Annotated in this window: 14 protein-coding genes and 1 tRNA gene; 12 read left to right on the top strand and 3 right to left on the bottom strand. The window is 47.1% G+C overall.

Annotated elements, in window-relative coordinates:
* Positions 1-30: 30 nt before the first annotated feature.
* The 7 genes from JT717_RS16010 to JT717_RS15980 all read left to right on the top strand — a co-directional run bounded on the left by JT717_RS16010 (position 31) and on the right by JT717_RS15980 (position 11,757).
* Complete coding sequence (locus JT717_RS16010) at positions 31-2,931, top strand: SusC/RagA family TonB-linked outer membrane protein (RefSeq protein ID WP_205511503.1); 2,901 nt, start codon at positions 31-33, stop codon at positions 2,929-2,931.
* 5 nt (positions 2,932-2,936) lie between these two features.
* Positions 2,937-4,634 carry a RagB/SusD family nutrient uptake outer membrane protein gene (locus tag JT717_RS16005; protein WP_240348140.1) on the top strand — a complete coding sequence of 566 codons (1,698 nt, stop codon included), beginning with the start codon at positions 2,937-2,939 and terminating at the stop codon, positions 4,632-4,634.
* A gap of 28 nt (positions 4,635-4,662) precedes the next feature.
* Positions 4,663-7,692, top strand: a complete 3,030-nt coding sequence (locus tag JT717_RS16000) for a SusC/RagA family TonB-linked outer membrane protein (protein ID WP_205511502.1) — start codon at positions 4,663-4,665, stop codon at positions 7,690-7,692.
* Positions 7,693-7,694: 2 nt separating this feature from the next.
* Positions 7,695-9,089 (top strand): SGNH/GDSL hydrolase family protein, encoded by a 1,395-nt coding sequence (locus JT717_RS15995; protein ID WP_205511501.1) that lies wholly within the window; start codon positions 7,695-7,697, stop codon positions 9,087-9,089.
* A gap of 40 nt (positions 9,090-9,129) precedes the next feature.
* A complete protein-coding gene (locus JT717_RS15990; protein WP_205511500.1) occupies positions 9,130-10,008 on the top strand; it encodes an ROK family protein in 879 nt (292 codons plus the stop codon).
* A gap of 44 nt (positions 10,009-10,052) precedes the next feature.
* The gene (locus JT717_RS15985) at positions 10,053-11,066 is read left to right on the top strand and encodes a LacI family DNA-binding transcriptional regulator (protein ID WP_205511499.1); all 1,014 of its coding nucleotides are present in this window, start codon (positions 10,053-10,055) and stop codon (positions 11,064-11,066) included.
* Between the two features lie 118 nt (positions 11,067-11,184).
* Positions 11,185-11,757 carry an RNA polymerase sigma-70 factor gene (locus tag JT717_RS15980; RefSeq protein ID WP_205511498.1) on the top strand — a complete coding sequence of 191 codons (573 nt, stop codon included), beginning with the start codon at positions 11,185-11,187 and terminating at the stop codon, positions 11,755-11,757.
* A gap of 138 nt (positions 11,758-11,895) precedes the next feature.
* Here the strand turns inward: JT717_RS15980 and JT717_RS15975 are convergent.
* Positions 11,896-11,979: transfer RNA gene (locus tag JT717_RS15975), tRNA-Leu, on the bottom strand.
* 229 nt (positions 11,980-12,208) lie between these two features.
* On the opposite strand from JT717_RS15975, the gene JT717_RS15970 reads away from it, so the two are divergent.
* Together JT717_RS15970 and JT717_RS15965 are read left to right on the top strand one after the other, a co-directional pair.
* On the top strand, positions 12,209-12,865 hold the full coding sequence (locus JT717_RS15970; protein WP_205511497.1) for a YdeI/OmpD-associated family protein: 657 nt from the start codon (positions 12,209-12,211) through the stop codon (positions 12,863-12,865).
* A gap of 490 nt (positions 12,866-13,355) precedes the next feature.
* Entirely contained in the window at positions 13,356-14,753 is a 1,398-nt protein-coding gene (locus tag JT717_RS15965) for a PQQ-dependent sugar dehydrogenase (RefSeq protein ID WP_205511496.1), read from the top strand.
* A gap of 308 nt (positions 14,754-15,061) precedes the next feature.
* Here JT717_RS15965 and JT717_RS15960 read toward each other — a convergent pair whose 3' ends face one another.
* Positions 15,062-15,691 (bottom strand): hypothetical protein, encoded by a 630-nt coding sequence (locus JT717_RS15960; protein ID WP_205511495.1) that lies wholly within the window; start codon positions 15,689-15,691, stop codon positions 15,062-15,064.
* 18 nt (positions 15,692-15,709) lie between these two features.
* On the bottom strand, positions 15,710-15,979 hold the full coding sequence (locus JT717_RS15955) for a hypothetical protein (RefSeq protein ID WP_205511574.1): 270 nt from the start codon (positions 15,977-15,979) through the stop codon (positions 15,710-15,712).
* On the opposite strand from JT717_RS15955, the gene JT717_RS15950 reads away from it, so the two are divergent.
* The 3 genes from JT717_RS15950 to JT717_RS15940 all read left to right on the top strand — a co-directional run bounded on the left by JT717_RS15950 (position 15,967) and on the right by JT717_RS15940 (position 17,711).
* On the top strand, positions 15,967-16,782 hold the full coding sequence (locus JT717_RS15950) for an AraC family transcriptional regulator (protein ID WP_240348138.1): 816 nt from the start codon (positions 15,967-15,969) through the stop codon (positions 16,780-16,782). The genes JT717_RS15955 and JT717_RS15950 overlap by 13 nt on opposite strands.
* Before the next feature lie 160 nt (positions 16,783-16,942).
* Positions 16,943-17,317 (top strand): VOC family protein, encoded by a 375-nt coding sequence (locus JT717_RS15945; protein ID WP_240348136.1) that lies wholly within the window; start codon positions 16,943-16,945, stop codon positions 17,315-17,317.
* 67 nt (positions 17,318-17,384) lie between these two features.
* Entirely contained in the window at positions 17,385-17,711 is a 327-nt protein-coding gene (locus JT717_RS15940; RefSeq protein ID WP_205511492.1) for a DMT family transporter, read from the top strand.
* The last annotated feature ends 55 nt before the right edge of the window (positions 17,712-17,766 follow it).

Here is a 17,766-nt window from a genome sequence, read left to right as displayed (position 1 = left end):
ATACCCCTGCCAATTTTAAAAAAACCAACTATGGCTTGCAGTTTCTATAAACATTTCATGGCCACCGGGTGTGGCTTGTTGTTGATGAGTGTTGGCACCTTGCAGGCGCAAACCGGTAAGGGAGCTGCCGATACGCTGCCACCCGTTACCGCAGATACCATTATTACCATCGGGAAGGCGCAAAACCGCCAACGCATAGATATACTATACGGCGAAAAAAACAAAACCGGCCTGGTACAGGCAACCGCTACCATTTATACCGGTGAGCTTACCACTACCCCGGCCTCGTTATATGCATATGCCTTGCCCGGCCGCCTGGCAGGGTTGTATGCACAGCAAACCAGCGGGTGGACGTTTACGCCTACTACCGGCATTACCCAGCAGGAAATATTGTTCAATATACCGAATAAGGCTTCGGTAGGAAGGACAGAAACGACTGATAACACCGAGATCGATTTCACCCTGCGCGGGCAGGACCCGGTAACCGTGATCGACGGCGTACAGCGCGATATCTTTTCGCTCGATCCCGAAACGATCGAGTCCATATCCGTACAAAAGGATGCGCTGTCTTCTATCCTGCTGGGCCAAAAAAGTTCAAGAGGCCTGTTACTGGTTACCACGAAAAAGCCACAACAGGGGCCACCACAGATCTCTTTGACCGCCCAATCGGGCTGGCAATCGCCGCTGGGCTTACTCGATCCATTACCTGCTTACCAGTTTGCCTACCTGATGAATGAAGCGTTGATCAACAGCGGGCAGGCGCCTGCTTATACTAAAGAGCAATTTGAAGGCTACCGCAATCACCTCGACCCTTATTTGTACCCGGATGTAAACTGGCAGAAAGAGCTGCTTGAAAAGAGCTCCTTATTAAACCGGTATTCTTTAAATGTGACGGGCGGTTCCAAGGTGGCGCGTTACCTGGTAGGACTGAGCTACACCGGTCAGCAGGGCATGCTGAAGGAAGGTGGCAACAACTCCTATAATACCAGGCAGGAGATCAAGCGCTACCTGATCAATACAAAGGTTAACGTTGACCTTACCAAAGAGCTCAATATTTCTTTACAGATCTTTGGCCGCATCCAGGATGGCAATCAACCTGGCGCCGGCTACCTGAACATCTTCAGGACCATGCTTGGCACGCCTAATAATGCGTATCCTGTATTCAATCCCGATAAAAGTTTTGGCGGTACAGCCACCTACACCAATAACGTGTATGCGCAATTGGCCAATTCGGGTTACATAATGAATAACGACAAAGAGCTCTTAAGCACCCTTGACCTTTCCTACAAACTAGACAATTGGGTAAAAGGAATGTGGTTCAGGGGAAAAGCCAGCACATCGGTGCTCACGTCCTCCGTCATAAACAGGAGTAAAGTATCGCCGGTGTTCCGGATGAATGCCACCGGCACCGACACTTCCTACACTCAATATGGAAGCCCTGTGAGCCAGGGTAACAACTTCAGCATTACTGCGAGCGGCCAGTTCTGGTTTTACCAGGCTTCACTGGGATACACAAAGCAATTCGGCCGGCACCAGCTTGAAGCTGTTACTTTATTTGATCAGCAGCAAACCACTTACAATTTCGATCTGCCCTCGAAATTCACCAATATGGCGGCAAAGCTGGGGTATAATTTTGCCGATAAGTATTTGCTGGAAGGCGCCATAACATATAGTGGTTATGATCGTTTTAAACCCGGCCATCGTTTTGGCGTTTTTTACGCAGCTGGAATAGGCTGGAATATGGCCGAAGAACCATTTATCAGGGACAATCTTGATTGGCTTAACAGGTTCAAATGGCGGGTGAATTATGGATTGACCGGCAATGCGAATATGGGTTATTTCACCTGGCGGCCTTCCTACAGCGATCGCTTTCAGTCATACGGCTATGGCGTGAACAATACTCCGTTGAACGGCGTATACGAATTACCGCTGGTGAATGAAAATGCCGAAGCCGAAAAGGCACATAAATTCAATGTCGGCCTTGATATTGGCATCTTCAACGACCGGCTGCAGATCAGTGCAGACTATTACCGCGACGAATACTTTGATCTGATGCAGGTGCGTGGGCGCAGCATCGCGTTGATCGGCAACAGTTATCCCGCTGAAAATATTGGCCGCAACCGGTATACGGGTACGGAATTGTCGGTTAGCTGGCAGGATGCCCTCAACAACTTCCGGTATTTTATTAACGCCAATGGCAGTTTTACCGGGTCTGAAGTGCTGTTCATGGACGAAATTGGCCGCCGTTATGCCTGGAATGAAAGAACAGGCCAGCGGGTAGGTGCTACCTTTGGTTATATTGCGGATGGACTGATACAAACCCAGGAAGAAGCGAATTCATCAGCTTCCATTGCCGGCTATACCTTGCAACCCGGTGATATCAGGTACCGCGACCTGAACGGGGATGGCGTGATAGATCAGTTCGACGAGACGAATATCAGCGGTAACAAACCATTTTTCTTCTATGGCATCAACGCCGGTATCGAATACAGGGGATTTAACATCAGCATTCTGCTGCAGGGCGTGGAAAACCGCAGCTTCTTACTCAACTCCTGGGAAACACAATTTGAATTCGGAGCGCTGAATCGCACCGGGCAATTGTATAATCACCACCTCGGCCGCTGGACGCCCGAAAACGCCGCCACGGCCACCTATCCGCGGCTTACCTATGGATTTAATAACAATAATCATGTCAGCAACAGTACATACTGGTTGCATTCCGGCGATTACATCCGTATAAAGAACATTGACCTGGGTTATGCACTGCCGCAGTCATGGATTAAAAAACTGAAGCTGCGCCAGGTGCGTGTATTCGTCAATGCGCAAAACCTGTTTACGCATGCCGATGCGCCTTATGGCGATCCGGAAGTGTATGGCAAGGAATATCCTATTCAGCGGGTGATCAATACAGGTATCAATATCAAATTATAACTTTTATGAACCCTCATAATAAAGTATGCCGTTGTGCAATGCTGGTTGTTTTCAGTGCGCTGGTGATCACCGGTTGCAAAAAGACATGGGAAGACGTGCCGTTGGAACAATTCACCGAAGAATATGTTTGGGACGTAAACGATTCACTGGGAACAAAGGCCAGGGGTTTTCTGGCAGATATGTACCGCAATTTACCCGCAGGGTATAACAGGGTCAGCAGCGACCTGCTCGATGCGGCCAGCGACGATGCCATTTCATCGGCGACCGGCAATACCGAGATCCAGAAACTAGCTACGTCCAGTTTTACTTCGCTCACCAATCCGGAAGATGTCTGGAACAACGCTTATAATACCATTCGCAAGGCCAGCTTATTTCTGAACAACTTCGACAGAGTGCCGTTGAACACGATGTTGGCCGATGGCCGGCCTGCCAAACCAGCCTGGCGCGGCGAAGCCCGTTTTTTACGCGCCTTCGCGTATTTTGAATTATTGAAAAGATATGGCGGTGTACCGGTCATGGGCGACCGGGTGCGGCAGGTGAACGATGATGTAAGTATCGCGAGAAGTTCGTTTGAGGAAACCGTTAACTACATAGTATCCGAATGTAATAAGGCTGCCGACAGCTTATACATCGATCCTATAGAAGACAGCAAACTGGGCTATGTTACCAAAGGAGCTGCCCTGGCCTTAAAAGCAAGAACGCTGTTATATGCAGCCAGCCCTTTATTCAATGGCGGCAATATTGAAGCAGGCAATACATTGACTGGCTACACCAATTACAATGCTGAACGCTGGAAACTGGCTGCCGATGCTGCCAGAGAGCTCATCGATTATGGCAAATTTACCCTGGAAAACGACTTCAAGAATATTTTTATCGTTCCCAATAGCCGCGAGGTGATCTTTGCCAGGGTACAGGGGCCTAACCAGGATGTGGAGAAGAACAATGGCCCCATTGGCTACGCAGCGGCCGTTTCGGTTGGCCGTACCAGCCCTACCCAGGAACTGGTAGACGCTTTTCCTATGAGCAACGGCCTGCCCATAAATGACCCTTCCTCGGGGTATGATGCCGCCTTTCCATATGCGAATCGTGATCCACGGCTAACGTTTACCATTTTTTACAACGGTTCCCAATGGATGAACCGGGCGGTGCAAACTTTCGAAGGCGGTCTCGACAAGCCCAACACCAGCGTACAACAAACCCGCAGCGGATATTACATGCGTAAGTTCATGGGTAATTTCGAGAATGAGAACAACCTGGCCAATGTATCGCACAATTTTGCATTTTTCCGGTACGGCGAAGTATTGTTGAATTATGCCGAAGCTTTGAATGAATATGAAGGGCCTGTACAGGAGGTATATGATGCGGTAGCTGCTCTTCGCCGGCGCGCCGGTTTAAATCCTTATCAACTACCCGGTGGGTTAAGCAAAGAAGAAATGCGAACGATCATCCGCAACGAAAGGAGGGTGGAGCTGGCGTTTGAAGAACACCGTTTCTTCGACATCCGCCGGTGGAAGATAGCAGAACAGGTTATGAATACGCCTTTGCATGGCATGCGTATAGATGTTTCCAGCGCCGGTAACAGAAGCTACCAGCGCATTCAAATATTAACACCCCGGTTCAAAGCGCCGGCCATGTATCTGTATCCCATACATTACGACGAAGTGGCCAAGAACCCGAACATGCAACAAAACCCCGGCTGGTAAAATTGATAACCATTGCTAATTCATGCATATGAAAAGGATTTCCCTGCATTTTATCATACTCATACTGGTATTACCTGTGCTCACGATGGGGCAGCGGACGGTTACCGGTATTGTTAAGAATGACAACGGCCCTGTGGCCAATGCTAATATTACTGAAAAAGGTAATAGCACTAATGGCACTACTGCAGGCAATGACGGACGGTTCCGGATCACTCTGCGGTCAAAAACCAATACCCTGGTGGTGTCGTATATCGGCTATGTAACACAGGAGGTAAATGTAAAAGACGATAATATAGAAATTACCTTGCAGGCCAGCCGCGGCGCCATGGAAGATGTGATCGTGGTTGGCTTCGGCAAGAAGCAACGGATCACCAATACGGGTTCTGTAAGCAGCATCAAAGCGGAAGAGATCAGGCTGGTGCCTACCGCCAATGTACAAAATGCTTTGTCGGGCCGGTTGCCGGGATTCTTTTCGCAGCAGCGGTCTGGCCAGCCGGGCAATGATGCGGCAGATTATTTTATTCGCGGCGTGAGCTCATTGAATGCCGAAGGTAACCGACCCCTGATCATTGTTGATGATATTGAATATACTTATGTGCAACTGGCGCAAATAAACGTGAACGAGATTGAAAGCATATCTATTCTCAAAGACGCTTCTACTACCGCTATTTATGGTATTAAAGGCGCCAATGGCGTACTGGTGGTCACTACCCGGCGTGGCAGCATTGGCAAACCACGGGTAAATATACGTTCAGAAGCCGGCGCACAGGTGCCCACTTTCAAACCAAAATTCCTGAACGCCTATGAAACCGCATTGTTGGTGAATGAAGCGCGCGCCAACGACGGACTGGCCCCGCAATTTACGCAGGTGGACCTGGACCATTTTCAGCAGGGGGACGATCCTTACGGCCACCCTGATATAAACTGGTACGATGCCATCTTCAAGAATTATTCATTGCAGGCGAACACCAATGTAGACATTTCAGGAGGCACCGGAACCGTAAAATATTTTACATCATTCGGAGCGCTTACCCAAAATGGTTCCATCAAAGACTTTTCAGGCAATAATGAGAACCTGAACACGAACTACTTTTTCCGCCGCTTTAACTTCAGGACCAATCTCGATATCCAGGCTACCAGCACATTGAGCCTGCGCCTGGATGTGACCGGCCGTTTTGGGATGATCAATACGCCCAACACCAGTAATATTATGGAGGAGATCTACAACTTCGACAAGATCACACCGTATGCGGCACCCTTTATGAACCCGAATGGCACCTATGCCTATGCATACAGAACAAAACACAGTTTACCTACATTGAATGCAAGGCTCGCTTTATCTGGTTATACCCGCACCAAACAAAACGATCTGAACATTCTGTTTGGCGGCACGCAAAAGCTCGATGCTGTTTTGCGTGGCCTGTCGTTCACCGGCCGTATTGCCTATGCCAGCACCTGGGATGTCTGGCGTAAGCTGTTGCGCGATCTGCCGCCCAGCTACCATTACGATGCAGCCACCGGTTCATACAGTATAGATCCACGCGGCCGGTACAGCATGCCTACCTACGAGGTAAGTGCCGGTACCAATATTTCAGATAAGCGGGTAAATATTCAGGCCTACCTGAACTACGACCGCATTTTTGGCGATCACCAGGTAAGAACGATGCTGCTGCTGAACCAGAACAGTTACACCAACCAGGCATCCGTTCCTGAGAATTTCCGGGGTTATAGTTTGTCTGCCGGCTACAATTACAAAAGAAAGTACCTGGTAGATGTGAATATGGCTTATAACGGTTCAGACCGTTTTCAAAGTAATAACCGCTATGGCCTGTTCCCGGCTGTTTCGGCCGGGTGGAACATCGCTGCCGAACCTTTCTTTGAGAACCTGCTGCCTTTTGTCAAGCTGTTCAAACTGCGTGCATCCTATGGCATGGTAGGATCTGATGCCGTTATCAGCAATCGTTATATTTATGAACAGGTATATGAATTGGGAGGTAATTATTCATTTGGAGAAACCGGTGGCGTGAGCCAGGGTATCAGGGAAGGAACGCTGGGTAACAGCCATGTAACCTGGGAAAAGAAAAAGTCGCAAAACTATGCGCTGGATGTGAATATGCTGCAGGACCGGCTGTCCTTCACCGTGGAGTATTTCCGGGATCTTCGTATCGACCAGCTCGTGTACCGCGGTTCTATTCCAATGGTGCTGGGTATTGGCACGCCGCCCGTAAACATTGGCTCTGTAAAGAACAGGGGCTGGGAACTGATAGCCACTTACCAGGATAAGATCGGCAATGTACAATTCAACATTACACCCACTATATCCGTAGCCAAAAATATTGTTTTGTTCAAAGACGAAGCCGCGCAGCGATATCCGTGGTTAACCGCAACGGATCATCCCATTAACCAGCCATTTGGTTATAAATGGACCGGCTTTTACCAGAATCAGGCCGATATCGACAAAAGCGCCAAGCCCAATACCGGCAGTGTGAAGCCCGGCGATCTTAAATATCAGGACCTGAACGGCGATAATGTGATCGATCAGTTGGATATGGCCCCTATCGGCAAACCCAATCTACCCTCTACCAATTTCGGGTTAACATTGGGTGCGCGGTATAAGGGATTCAGCATGAACGTGCTTTTCCAGGGCGCCTACGATTATAGTTTCAGTATTATCGGCAGTGGCATCGAGCCCTTTAAAAGCCAGTTCCAGCCCGTTCACTTACAACGATGGATGCCCGGCAATACGGAAAGCGCGCTGTTTCCACGCTTAACGACCGATGCCGCCAGTGTTAACAGCGGAACCAATTATATGTCAGATTTCTGGCTTATCAATGCACATTATATCAGATTGAAAACGGTAGAACTGAGTTACCAGGTACCCGACAGTTGGTTGCCTTTAAAAATAAACAATGCCCGTTTTTACATAAGTGGCTATAACCTGTTTACCTGGACGAATTACAAAAAATACCAGCAGGACCCTGAAACGGCCAGTAACTCTATCGGAGATTCATACCTTAACCAGCGTGTATTGAACCTGGGATTACAGATCGGATTATAATTATGAAAAAGCATTACATAAGAAAAGCTGCATGGGCAATAGCGATGGCAGCATGCAGCACAACACAGGCGCAGGTAGCGCCTTTCAAAAAAGGCGACCGCATTGTATTCGCAGGCAATAGCATTACCGATGGCGGCCATTATCATTCGTATATCTGGTTGTACTACATGACCCGTTTTCCCGGGCAGCGAATAGATATTTTCAATGCAGGTATTGGCGGCGATGTCGCAGGTCAGATCTATGACCGGTTCGATGCAGATGTGCTGGCGAAAAAGCCGACCGTAATTGCATTGACATTTGGCATGAATGATACGAAATATGGGGAATACCTGCAACCCGGGGCCGATGAAGTGGCGCGTACCGCGGTAGCCCAATCGCAGGCAAGTTATTTGAAGATAGAACAAAAATTGAAGGCCTTGCCTGCCGTGCGCAAAATTCTGATGGCGTCGTCGCCATATGATGAAACGGTAAAGGGCAGGGGAAATTACTTCCCCCAAAAAAGCCGGGCCATGTTGCAGGTGGCCCGATTCCAGGAAGTGGCGGCCAGCAATAACCAATGGGGATTTGTGGATTTCAACCGGCCGATGACAGCCATTAATCAACAATGGCAGCAAAAGGACTCCACGTTTACCATATGCGGCGGCGACCGCATACATCCCGGCCTCGACGGACATATGATCATGGCCTACATTTTCTTAAAGGCACAGGGTTTTGCGAATAAAGAGGTAGCTGCCGTAGTTGTTGATGCGGCCGGTAAAAGGCTGCAAAAGGCTTCCAATTGCGCAGTGACCAACCTTACCGCTACTGCGAATTCGGTACAATTCGATTACCTGGCCAATGCATTGCCTTATCCGTTGGATACCGTTCCCAGGGGATGGAACAATACTACCCGGCAATCAGATGCTATCAGGTATATCCCTTTTATGGATGAGATGAACCGGGAACTGTTTATAGTGAAAGGATTGAAGCCGGATAAGAACTTTGAGCTGCAAATAGATGGTGAAATCATCGGCCATTTCACCGGTGCGCAATGGAGTGAAGGCATAAACCTGGCAGCACAAAACAGAACCCCACAATATCAACAGGCTTCCGCCGTGCTGTTATTGAACGAAGAACGGTGGGAACTGGAAAGACGTTTCCGGATGCATGCCTGGATGGAGTTCAATATTCTGAAAGAGCATGGCCTGTTGCATAAAGATGACCTGAACTCGATGGACACCATCCGAGTGCTGGCCGAAAAAAATGGATGGATTAAAGGGAATATGGAGAACTATACCCGTTCACGGGTGCCCGCCATTCGCCAGGCATGGCAAAAACAAATGGAAGTGTTGATCAGCACTATTTATGCCATTAATAAACCGGTAAGCAGGCGCTGCATTATTAAACAAGTTAATTAAGGCGATAGCAGCTATACGTAACTGATGTGACTATACCGTTATGAATAATACTTTGATGGGCGCAGTAGACATAGGCGGGTCACATATAACAGCGGCTTTGGTAGAAGCTGAAACCGGGATCGTGATGCATAACACATGGCAACGCACTATGGTGCCCGCAACAGGCACAGTTGATGAGATCATCGATGCCTGGGGCCGCGTGATCAGCGGCAGTTATATGCACCACCCTTTGAAACCGGTGAAATGGGGGATTGCCATGCCGGGTCCGTTTGATTATGAACAAGGCATTTCTTATATCCGTGGACAGAATAAGTATGAAGCACTATATGGTTTGAATGTAAAAATGCTGCTGGCGCAAAAACTGGGTCTGAAAAAGGAAGCCATTCATTTTACCAATGACGCCGCCTGTTTTTTACAGGGAGAACTGGTGGCAGGCGCTGCCATATCGATGAACGAGGTGATCGGAATAACATTGGGAACCGGCCTTGGATCTGCTACGTGCAAAAATGGCAAAGTGCTGGATGCAGGGTGGTGGCGTATGCCGTTCAAGGAAGGCATTGCAGAAGATTATTTGTCGACCCGCTGGTTTACGAAACGCTATCATGAACTGTCGGGAAACGCAATAGATAATGTAAGGCAGTTGCTGGAGATCAGCGACCGGTCATTACTGCAGAACATTTTTAACGAATTCGGCCATAACCTGGGGCATTTTCTGTTACAGGCCATTTCACAGGACCGGATAGAACTGATTGTATTGGGCGGTAACATAACGCAGGCCTTCGATTTATTCAGCACTTCTTTATTGAGTTGTTTATCTCGGGCGGGGAATGATACGCCTGTTAAACAAGCCGTCCTCGGCGAGCAGGCTGCTTTGATAGGTGCGGCTGCTGCAGCCATGGAAGCACAGGAGGTCAACTGAGAAATATGACCATGGCGTTTCACTAACCTTCGACTAAAGTCAGTATGAAAGTCACCATCAGGGATATTGCCAGAAAAGCCGGTGTGGCTCCATCCACCGTCTCGGCTGTATTGAACGGTAAAGCAAAGGAATCACGCATCAGCGAACAGTTGGCTGACCGAATAAAATTGATCGCTTCGGATATGGACTATCAGCCTAACTATACAGCGGTAAGCCTGCGCACCGGAAAAACGAGGGTGTTGGGATTGATCGTGGAAGACATTTCCAATGTGTTCTTTGCTACCCTGGCCAAGATCATAGAAGAGGAAGCCGACAGGGTTGGCTACAAGGTATTGTATTGCAGCACAGAGAACAATGAGGAAAAAGCACGCGAACGCATCCGCATATTCAATCAACGGCAGGTGGATGGTTTTCTCATTACACCTACGGCCGGCATGCGGCCGTTTATCAGTGATCTTTTGAAGCAACAAAAGCCCGTGGTGCTTATGGATCGCTATTTTCCTGAACTGGGCGCACCCCATGTGCTTGTGGATAATTACAATGGTGCACGCCTGGCTATGGATCATTTGCTTGAAAAAGGATACCGCAAGATAGGATTTGTGACCATCAGCCTGGATCAGGTGCAGATGCACGAGCGGAGGAAGGCCTGGGAGCGGTCGCTGGCGGAATTCGGCCTGCCGGTGGCACCACATCATGTACTGGAATTGTGTTACCACAGCAGGCCGCAGGATTCCATTGAACAGATAAAGGTATTTATCAGCAGCACAACGCAGCTCGATGCCGTATTTTTCGCTACCAATTATATTGGCGTATATGGACTGCAGGCCATAAAACAACTGGATATTTCGATACCACAGCGGCTGGCCGTTGTATGTTTCGATGATCATGATATTTTCGGTTTGTTTTCACCGGGTATTACCATCGTTGAGCAGCCTGTACAACAGATTGCCCATACGGCCATGCAGTTATTAATGCGGCAGTTTGAAGAAGCGCCGTTGGTAACCAGAGAATTGCAGGTGCTTCAGCCTGCGCGGCTGGTTGTGCGGGCTTCCACCTGAAAAAATAAAAAATTTTTATAAGGAGTGGGGGTGGCCGGGTGTTCACGTGACTTTGGAAGGAAGAAGCATTTATTAATTTGTTGATATTTCTTTAAGTTTATATTCAAATTCGATTTGCATGCCCCAATCTGTGCTTTATGCCGGTCTTTCAGATTCCCAGCTTTTCCACCTGGTAAAAAAAGATGATATCAAGGCATTTGAAGAACTGTATAATCGACATTGGACCGGCCTCATAGATGCCGCCTATCGCCGTTTGCAGTCGCGCCAGAAGGCAGAAGATCTGATCCAGGACATCTTTGTAAGTCTTTACCAAAAGCGGCATACGCGGGAAATTACGATTTCTGTTAAAGCATATTTATACCAGGCGCTTAAATTCAAAGTATTGAATATATACCGGGATGAGTTTACCCGTTCAGCATGCCGGAAAGACCTTTTTTTAAACGACAATTGCAAAACCGATTCTGCGGATTATTGTGAGGCGCGCGAACTGAACACGCGCATTATGAAAACCTTACATTCATTGCCCCAAAAATGCCGGGAAGCGTTTCTGTTAAGCAGGGAGGAGAATTTATCTAACAGGGATATTTCAGTAGGGATGAATATTTCGGTCAGCACCGTTGAAAAGCATATCGGCAAAGCGCTGCGCATACTGAAGAACAATCTGCGCGATTATAGCTTTATGGTAGATTAGGGAATATGGAATTTTAGACCCGGTTATGTCCAGCTTTTCCGGTTACTGTCCCATTTATATTTGCCGGACTAGGAATTCTAGCGCTTGCATGCTACCAAATAAAAAAGCCTCCCGACTATCGAGAGGCTTCTTTTTTTGTGCCCAGGACTGGATTCGAACCAGCACACCCTTGCGAGCGCTGCGACCTGAACACAGTGCGTCTACCAATTTCGCCACCTGGGCAATACAGATCTATTATTAAAAACTGAAAGAACTTTTTACTTTCCGAACCACTTGTCTGCCGCTTGGCAGCCCTGTTATTTTTAATTCGGGTTGCAAAGATAATTGTATTTCGGAAACAGCCAAAAAATCAACTAAAAAATCCTGGAAAAAATTGACTATCAGCCGTCCACCCTGCAATTTTCAATAAACACATCAAACCGGCTTTGCTATCTTAGCTGTAAACCGTCTTATGGCCACACCGGTTGCTCAAAAGTTAAAGATCAGGGAAGGCTTTACCCTGCGTACCATCAACGCGCCGGCTGACTTTAAAAAGCAGCTGGGCGTTCTGCCCGATAAGGTGTTGATCGATGCCCGTGCAAAAGACTTTCAGCAAATTCACTGGTTTATCCTTAACCAGGCGCAACTTAACAAAGAATTGTCCAAAGTTAAACCGCTGGTAAAAGGGGAGGTGCTTTGCTGGTGCTATTATCCCAAAGGCAGTTCTGCCCTGCAAACCGATCTTACCCGCGATAAAGGCTGGGATAAACTGCTTGAAGAAAAAACCTTTCACTGGATAAGCCTTATTTCTTTTGACGATACCTGGTCGGCTTTTGGCTTCCGGTTAAAAACAGCGGCCGATGAAAAAAAGGCCGCACAACCGAAAATACGTCCCATCCTCGATTATATCGATCCCAAAAAAAAGATCGTTCGGTTGCCTGACGATCTTGCTCAGGTCTTAACCAAAAATAAAAAGGCAAAGGCCTTTTTCGAATCCCTTTCCTTTACCAACAAAAAAGAATACGTCGAATGGGTAGTGACCGCAAAACGTGTGGAAACGCGTCAACAACGCATCCTTGATACCCTCGACAGATTATCCAAAGGCTGGAAGAATCCCCGTAATTTATAATGGCATGAGATTTTAATATTCTATCATCCGGGCTTTTTGCAAGCTCGTGTTTACAACCTTTTACATGTTCATTTTCAAGAGCAAATTCCGCTTTGTTTACTGACAGAACATTGAAAAAAATATCTATTATCATATAAAAAATAATATATATTTACAGTGAAATTGCTCTGATTCCCGATTCCAACATCTTCTGATAATCCTTTTCTTCATCCTTCAATTGGTTGGGTCTTAAAAACTATTCTTTCATTACAGTTGCCTATCATTCCTAATCTACGTAACATCCATTGTCCATAAGGAAAACATTTTTCCGGAAGCTTGGTCTGTCTGTTAAATGCTTTCATTATTGGTGTGTGCCTAATTGTTGCTATTACGCTTACCATCCATGTCCAACACGAAAAACATTCTCTGAAAGCCACTTAATGATGCTTTCATTAAACTGGTGCGTGCCTGAGTGTTGCATTGTTTGTTAACCAACCAAAATTAGTTTGTTATGAAAGTCAAAGTACCTACCGTAACCAATCGTTTTGAAACCATGAATGTATTCTTTGCACTATCGCTGTTATTTATTCTCATCTTATCGGGCTGTAAAAAACATGATGAGGACTCCGGCTCCGGAGGAAATGAAAAGAAAGTAGATCTGCAGTTAGTAGCAGAAGATTTTGTTTCTCCGCTGCAGGTTGTTTCTGCCCCTGGCACTAAAAATCTGTATGTGCTTGACCAGGTTGGAAAAGTATGGATGATCGACAGCAGTGGTAAAAAATGGCCCACTCCCTTCCTGGATCTCAGCAGCCGGATCGTTCCCCTGTCATCTAACTATGATGAACGTGGGTTGATCGGCCTGGCCTTTCACCCCGATTTCAAAAGCAATTGCCGCTTTTATGTTTATTATCAATTGCCTGCCCGCCCAGGCGGCCCGGTTCCCGGCGCTTCCTGGAATAACCTGAGCCGGGTTTCGCAGTTCAGGGCGAACTGTGATGAAAGAAGGACCGACATGAGCACTGAAAAAGTATTGCTTGAATGGGACGATCCGCAAATGAACCACAATGGCGGCGCCCTCGCTTTTGGCCCTGATGAGTTCCTCTATATTGCTATTGGTGATGGCGGTGGCGCCAACGATACCGATCTTGGCCATGTTGAGGACTGGTATTCGGTTAATAAAGGCGGTAATGCCCAGAATATTGAAGCCAACTTCTTCGGAAAGATCCTTCGCATCAATATCAAATCAAGTTCTCCTTCCGGTACGCCTTATACGATCCCCACGCAGAACCCATTCCTCAACGCACCTGGTTTGGATGAGATCTATGCCTATGGTTTTCGCAATCCTTACCGGATGTCATTCGACATAGGCGGAAATCATGATCTGCTTGTCAGCGATGCAGGCCAGGTATTAACGGAAGAAATAAACCTGGTTGAAAAAGGACATAACTATGGCTGGAATGTAAGAGAAGGCAGACATTGTTTCAATGCAGCCAACAATAAGGAAGTACTGGGTTCTTGTCCTACCGAAGACAATTTAGGAAATGCGTTGAGGGATCCGGTGATAGCAATGAACAACTGGCAAAACCCGGCAGGAGGTAAGGCCACCACCATTATTGGCGGACATGTATACCGCGGCCGCGCCATTGAAGGCTGGGATGGAAAATATATCTTCGGCACATTCTCTCAATCGCCCACTACAGCTAACGGGCAACTTTTTATGGCTTCCATGGGTGGATCATCCTGGGATCATAAGCAGGTTTCAGTGAAGAACCATCCCAATGATCTGGGTTATTATATTAAAGGATTTGGACAGGATAATGACGGCGAAGTGTACGTCACTGTTTCATCCAATGCAGGTCCTTCAGGAAATTCAGGCAAAGTATTTAAAATAGTTCCTGCGCAGGATTAATAACAGCATCTTACTGCAGTTGCGCTTATCAACGTCGCTTTTTAATAGTTAACAGTGAAAGTTTACATACCAATGGAGTAAATGGGGGAAAGATCGAATTCCCCATTTCTCCATAGGCTAATGCCGATGAATAATGAGCCTGACGCAGGTACCGGCTGCCAGTAAAATAAAGAGACCTGTTATTAAAATAAAGATACCCTGATTCATACATATGGTTGTTTAACAGAGCGATCAGGTATGCCATCGGCCCCGGTCAGTGCCAGGCGGCGGATGGCTACCTGAAGCTTTTTAAACGACTGGTGAATTACTTATACGCCATCCCGTTGGAAAGCGCCTACCAGGCGGGCATGCCGTTGACCATTCACGGTACTCCACTCACTGTTATAATTCAATCCATATGGCCAGAAAGAATGGCCATCGGCATTTAAGGTGGCAGTAGGGCTTTCACCTACAAAGCTCCTCAGCATGGCCAGTCCATAAGCGCCCGTATATTTTCCATTTACCACCAGCTGCGTCCAGCGGGCTGTGGTACCCACACCCTGGGTATGCGCAATTTCGTGCATGGCGGTTCGCTGGTTCATGTATGACCTGTTGGCGCCGAAACGGATGGTTCCATTTACATTTCCATCGGCGGTGGGCACGCTGGTATTGTATTCTACCCGGAGGTTGCCACTGCAATAAGTAGTTTGCTGGTTGTACATCGCCACGGCAGCATTCATGGCGGCGGTGATGCGGTCATAGGCATCTAATTGGTCGGCACTGGGGTTCGAAACCCTTACGAGGTACCAGGTGATCGTAGCTTCCGGCGTAGGATTAGCCCTGGTCGATGGATCATTTTCAGCATCGGGGGCGGTGAGCGTTTTTTTACAACCGGTACCGCCTGCCAGGGCGCCCAATAATAAAGCGATACAGGTAATACGTGCAAGCATAACATTCATAGTTAAAAAGTTTAATAATTAATGAATAATGGAAACAATAAGTGCGACATTTAAATTACGATGCAGGAAACGATTGGCGGCTGGTGTAATTGGTTTATTAAAGGGGGCAATCTGATAATTTGCTAATGTGCTGATCCCGCAAAGCGGGACAAGTTGTGCTAATGTGCTAATAACAATTAGCTGATTTGCTGATGTGCTGATCCCGCAAAGCGCGACAAGTGTTGCTAATGAGCAGCCGGGCGGAATATTTACTATTTTTAGCCCATCGAAGACCCATGGAATTTTCATTGAATATCCGGCAGCTGTACCGGCCCTTACAGCCAACGGTAAAACAAAGCACAGACAATGTTTCCTATGTGGAACTGCCGCCCGGTGAACCATTGCTGCCCTATATTTATTGTTACTGGCAGTTAAAGACCGACAAAAGCCTGCAGGAACGATTTACCTACCGCGTAGTTGCTGATGGATGTATTGATATTTATTTTGAATTGAATAACCCTGCGGAGAATTATGTAATGGGCTTTTGCAAAAAGTATACGGAGTTCCCCCTGGCCAACAGCTTTCATTATGTTGGCATCCGCTTCCTGCCCACCATGTTTCCGCAATTGTTCCAGGTGAATGCAAAAGAGCTAAGCAACAGGTATATACATCTGAAAGAAGTGAATGACCCCGTTTCGCAGTTCATTGCCGCCACCTTCCACAGCCATCAATCCTTCCATACCATCGTACAGCTTTTAAACGGCTTCTTTATAAAACATATCTCCAGGCTTCGATTTACCATGGACGATCGCCTCTACGATGCGTTGCAAATTATTTTTCGCAACCAGGGCCTTGTTGCCGTAGAAAAGGAGCTGAACACAGGCATAAGTCCAAGGCAGCTGCGCCGGTTGTTTGACTTCTACATCGGCGATACCGCCAAAACATTCGCGAAGGTGGTTCGCTTTCAAAATATCCTGCAGGCTAAACCTTCTACCCAAAGCCTGCGGAACAATAAGCTGTTCTTTGATGCCGGTTATTATGACCAGGCGCATTTTATCAGGGAGTTCAGGAATTTTTATGGGGTTACGCCCAGCAAAGCATTCGGAAGATGATATTGTCCGATTTGTACAATGAATTGCCTGGCCTAAGCAGGAAATTTGTGCCATAATCAATTGCACAGTCATGGTACGTTTCATGTTGACATTAATAATGGCCGCGCTCACAGCAGGCACTTATGCACAAGATCATTCATCACCCGAAAAAAGGAATTCTATGAAATTAAATGCAGGCATTGTGACCAGTAAGTTAAAAGAAACAAAAGCATTCTACACAGAAAAATTAGGCTTTGGCGTTACCTTTGAAAATGAGTTTTACCTCTTAATGCATACGCCCGGTAAAGAAGCAGAGATCAGTTTTTTATTGCCTGATCATCCCAGCCAGCAGCCTCTATTTCATAAGCCTTTTCAGGGCCAGGGCATGTACCTCACCATAGAAGTCGATGATGTTGACAAACTGTATGCTGCACTGAAAAAGAAAGGGGCGGTCATTAAGATCGAACTGCGCGATGAACCCTGGGGCGACCGGCATTTTGCCATCGAAGACCCAAATGGCATTGGGATAGATATTGTTAAATATACGAAGCAATGATCAATGAACCCCGGGCATATTTTATTAGAAAAAACGCTTTACCGACATTTGCAAAAAATATCTGGTAATGAGTTGGATCCTTTTGATTATAGCAGGGTTATTTGAAGTCGTATTCGCGACCTGTTTGGGCAAAGCGCAAACGGCTACGGGCAATGCAGTATGGCTCTGGTACACAGGTTTCTTTGTTTCCTTATTTATCAGTATGTTCTTATTATATAAAGTAGTGCAAACGCTGCCGATCGGTACGGCCTATGCCGTATGGACAGGCATTGGCGCGGCGGGCACTGCACTGATCGGCATCTTTTTATTTAAGGATCCGGTCAGCTTCTGGCGGCTGTTCTTCCTGATCACACTTATTGGGTCGGTCATCGGGCTCAAGGCGGTCTCTCACTGATGCGAAGCATTTCAAAAATTGAAGCTATTTTTGGCATTTAAAGCGCTTTCATACT

The sequence above is a fragment of the Longitalea arenae genome, assembly GCF_016924755.1.
GTDB classification, from domain to species: Bacteria; Bacteroidota; Bacteroidia; order Chitinophagales; family Chitinophagaceae; genus Niastella; species Niastella arenae.
The sequence above is the reverse complement of the archived record's forward strand: the minus strand, read 5'-3'. Positions and strand labels throughout refer to the sequence as shown.

What these genes read in the sequence shown, in the direction of transcription:
- JT717_RS15985 (WP_205511499.1), top strand. Translation starts at nt 10,053, where the DNA reads ATGAAAGTCACCATCAGGGATATTGCCAGAAAAGCCGGTGTGGCTCCA.
- JT717_RS15955 (WP_205511574.1), bottom strand. Translation starts at nt 15,979, where the DNA reads ATGAAAATTCCATGGGTCTTCGATGGGCTAAAAATAGTAAATATTCCG.
- JT717_RS16010 (WP_205511503.1), top strand. Translation starts at nt 31, where the DNA reads ATGGCTTGCAGTTTCTATAAACATTTCATGGCCACCGGGTGTGGCTTG.
- JT717_RS15990 (WP_205511500.1), top strand. Translation starts at nt 9,130, where the DNA reads ATGAATAATACTTTGATGGGCGCAGTAGACATAGGCGGGTCACATATA.
- JT717_RS15950 (WP_240348138.1), top strand. Translation starts at nt 15,967, where the DNA reads ATGGAATTTTCATTGAATATCCGGCAGCTGTACCGGCCCTTACAGCCA.
- JT717_RS16000 (WP_205511502.1), top strand. Translation starts at nt 4,663, where the DNA reads ATGAAAAGGATTTCCCTGCATTTTATCATACTCATACTGGTATTACCT.
- JT717_RS15960 (WP_205511495.1), bottom strand. Translation starts at nt 15,691, where the DNA reads ATGAATGTTATGCTTGCACGTATTACCTGTATCGCTTTATTATTGGGC.
- JT717_RS15970 (WP_205511497.1), top strand. Translation starts at nt 12,209, where the DNA reads ATGGCCACACCGGTTGCTCAAAAGTTAAAGATCAGGGAAGGCTTTACC.
- JT717_RS15965 (WP_205511496.1), top strand. Translation starts at nt 13,356, where the DNA reads ATGAAAGTCAAAGTACCTACCGTAACCAATCGTTTTGAAACCATGAAT.
- JT717_RS15980 (WP_205511498.1), top strand. Translation starts at nt 11,185, where the DNA reads ATGCCCCAATCTGTGCTTTATGCCGGTCTTTCAGATTCCCAGCTTTTC.
- JT717_RS15995 (WP_205511501.1), top strand. Translation starts at nt 7,695, where the DNA reads ATGAAAAAGCATTACATAAGAAAAGCTGCATGGGCAATAGCGATGGCA.
- JT717_RS15940 (WP_205511492.1), top strand. Translation starts at nt 17,385, where the DNA reads ATGAGTTGGATCCTTTTGATTATAGCAGGGTTATTTGAAGTCGTATTC.
- JT717_RS16005 (WP_240348140.1), top strand. Translation starts at nt 2,937, where the DNA reads ATGAACCCTCATAATAAAGTATGCCGTTGTGCAATGCTGGTTGTTTTC.
- JT717_RS15945 (WP_240348136.1), top strand. Translation starts at nt 16,943, where the DNA reads ATGAAATTAAATGCAGGCATTGTGACCAGTAAGTTAAAAGAAACAAAA.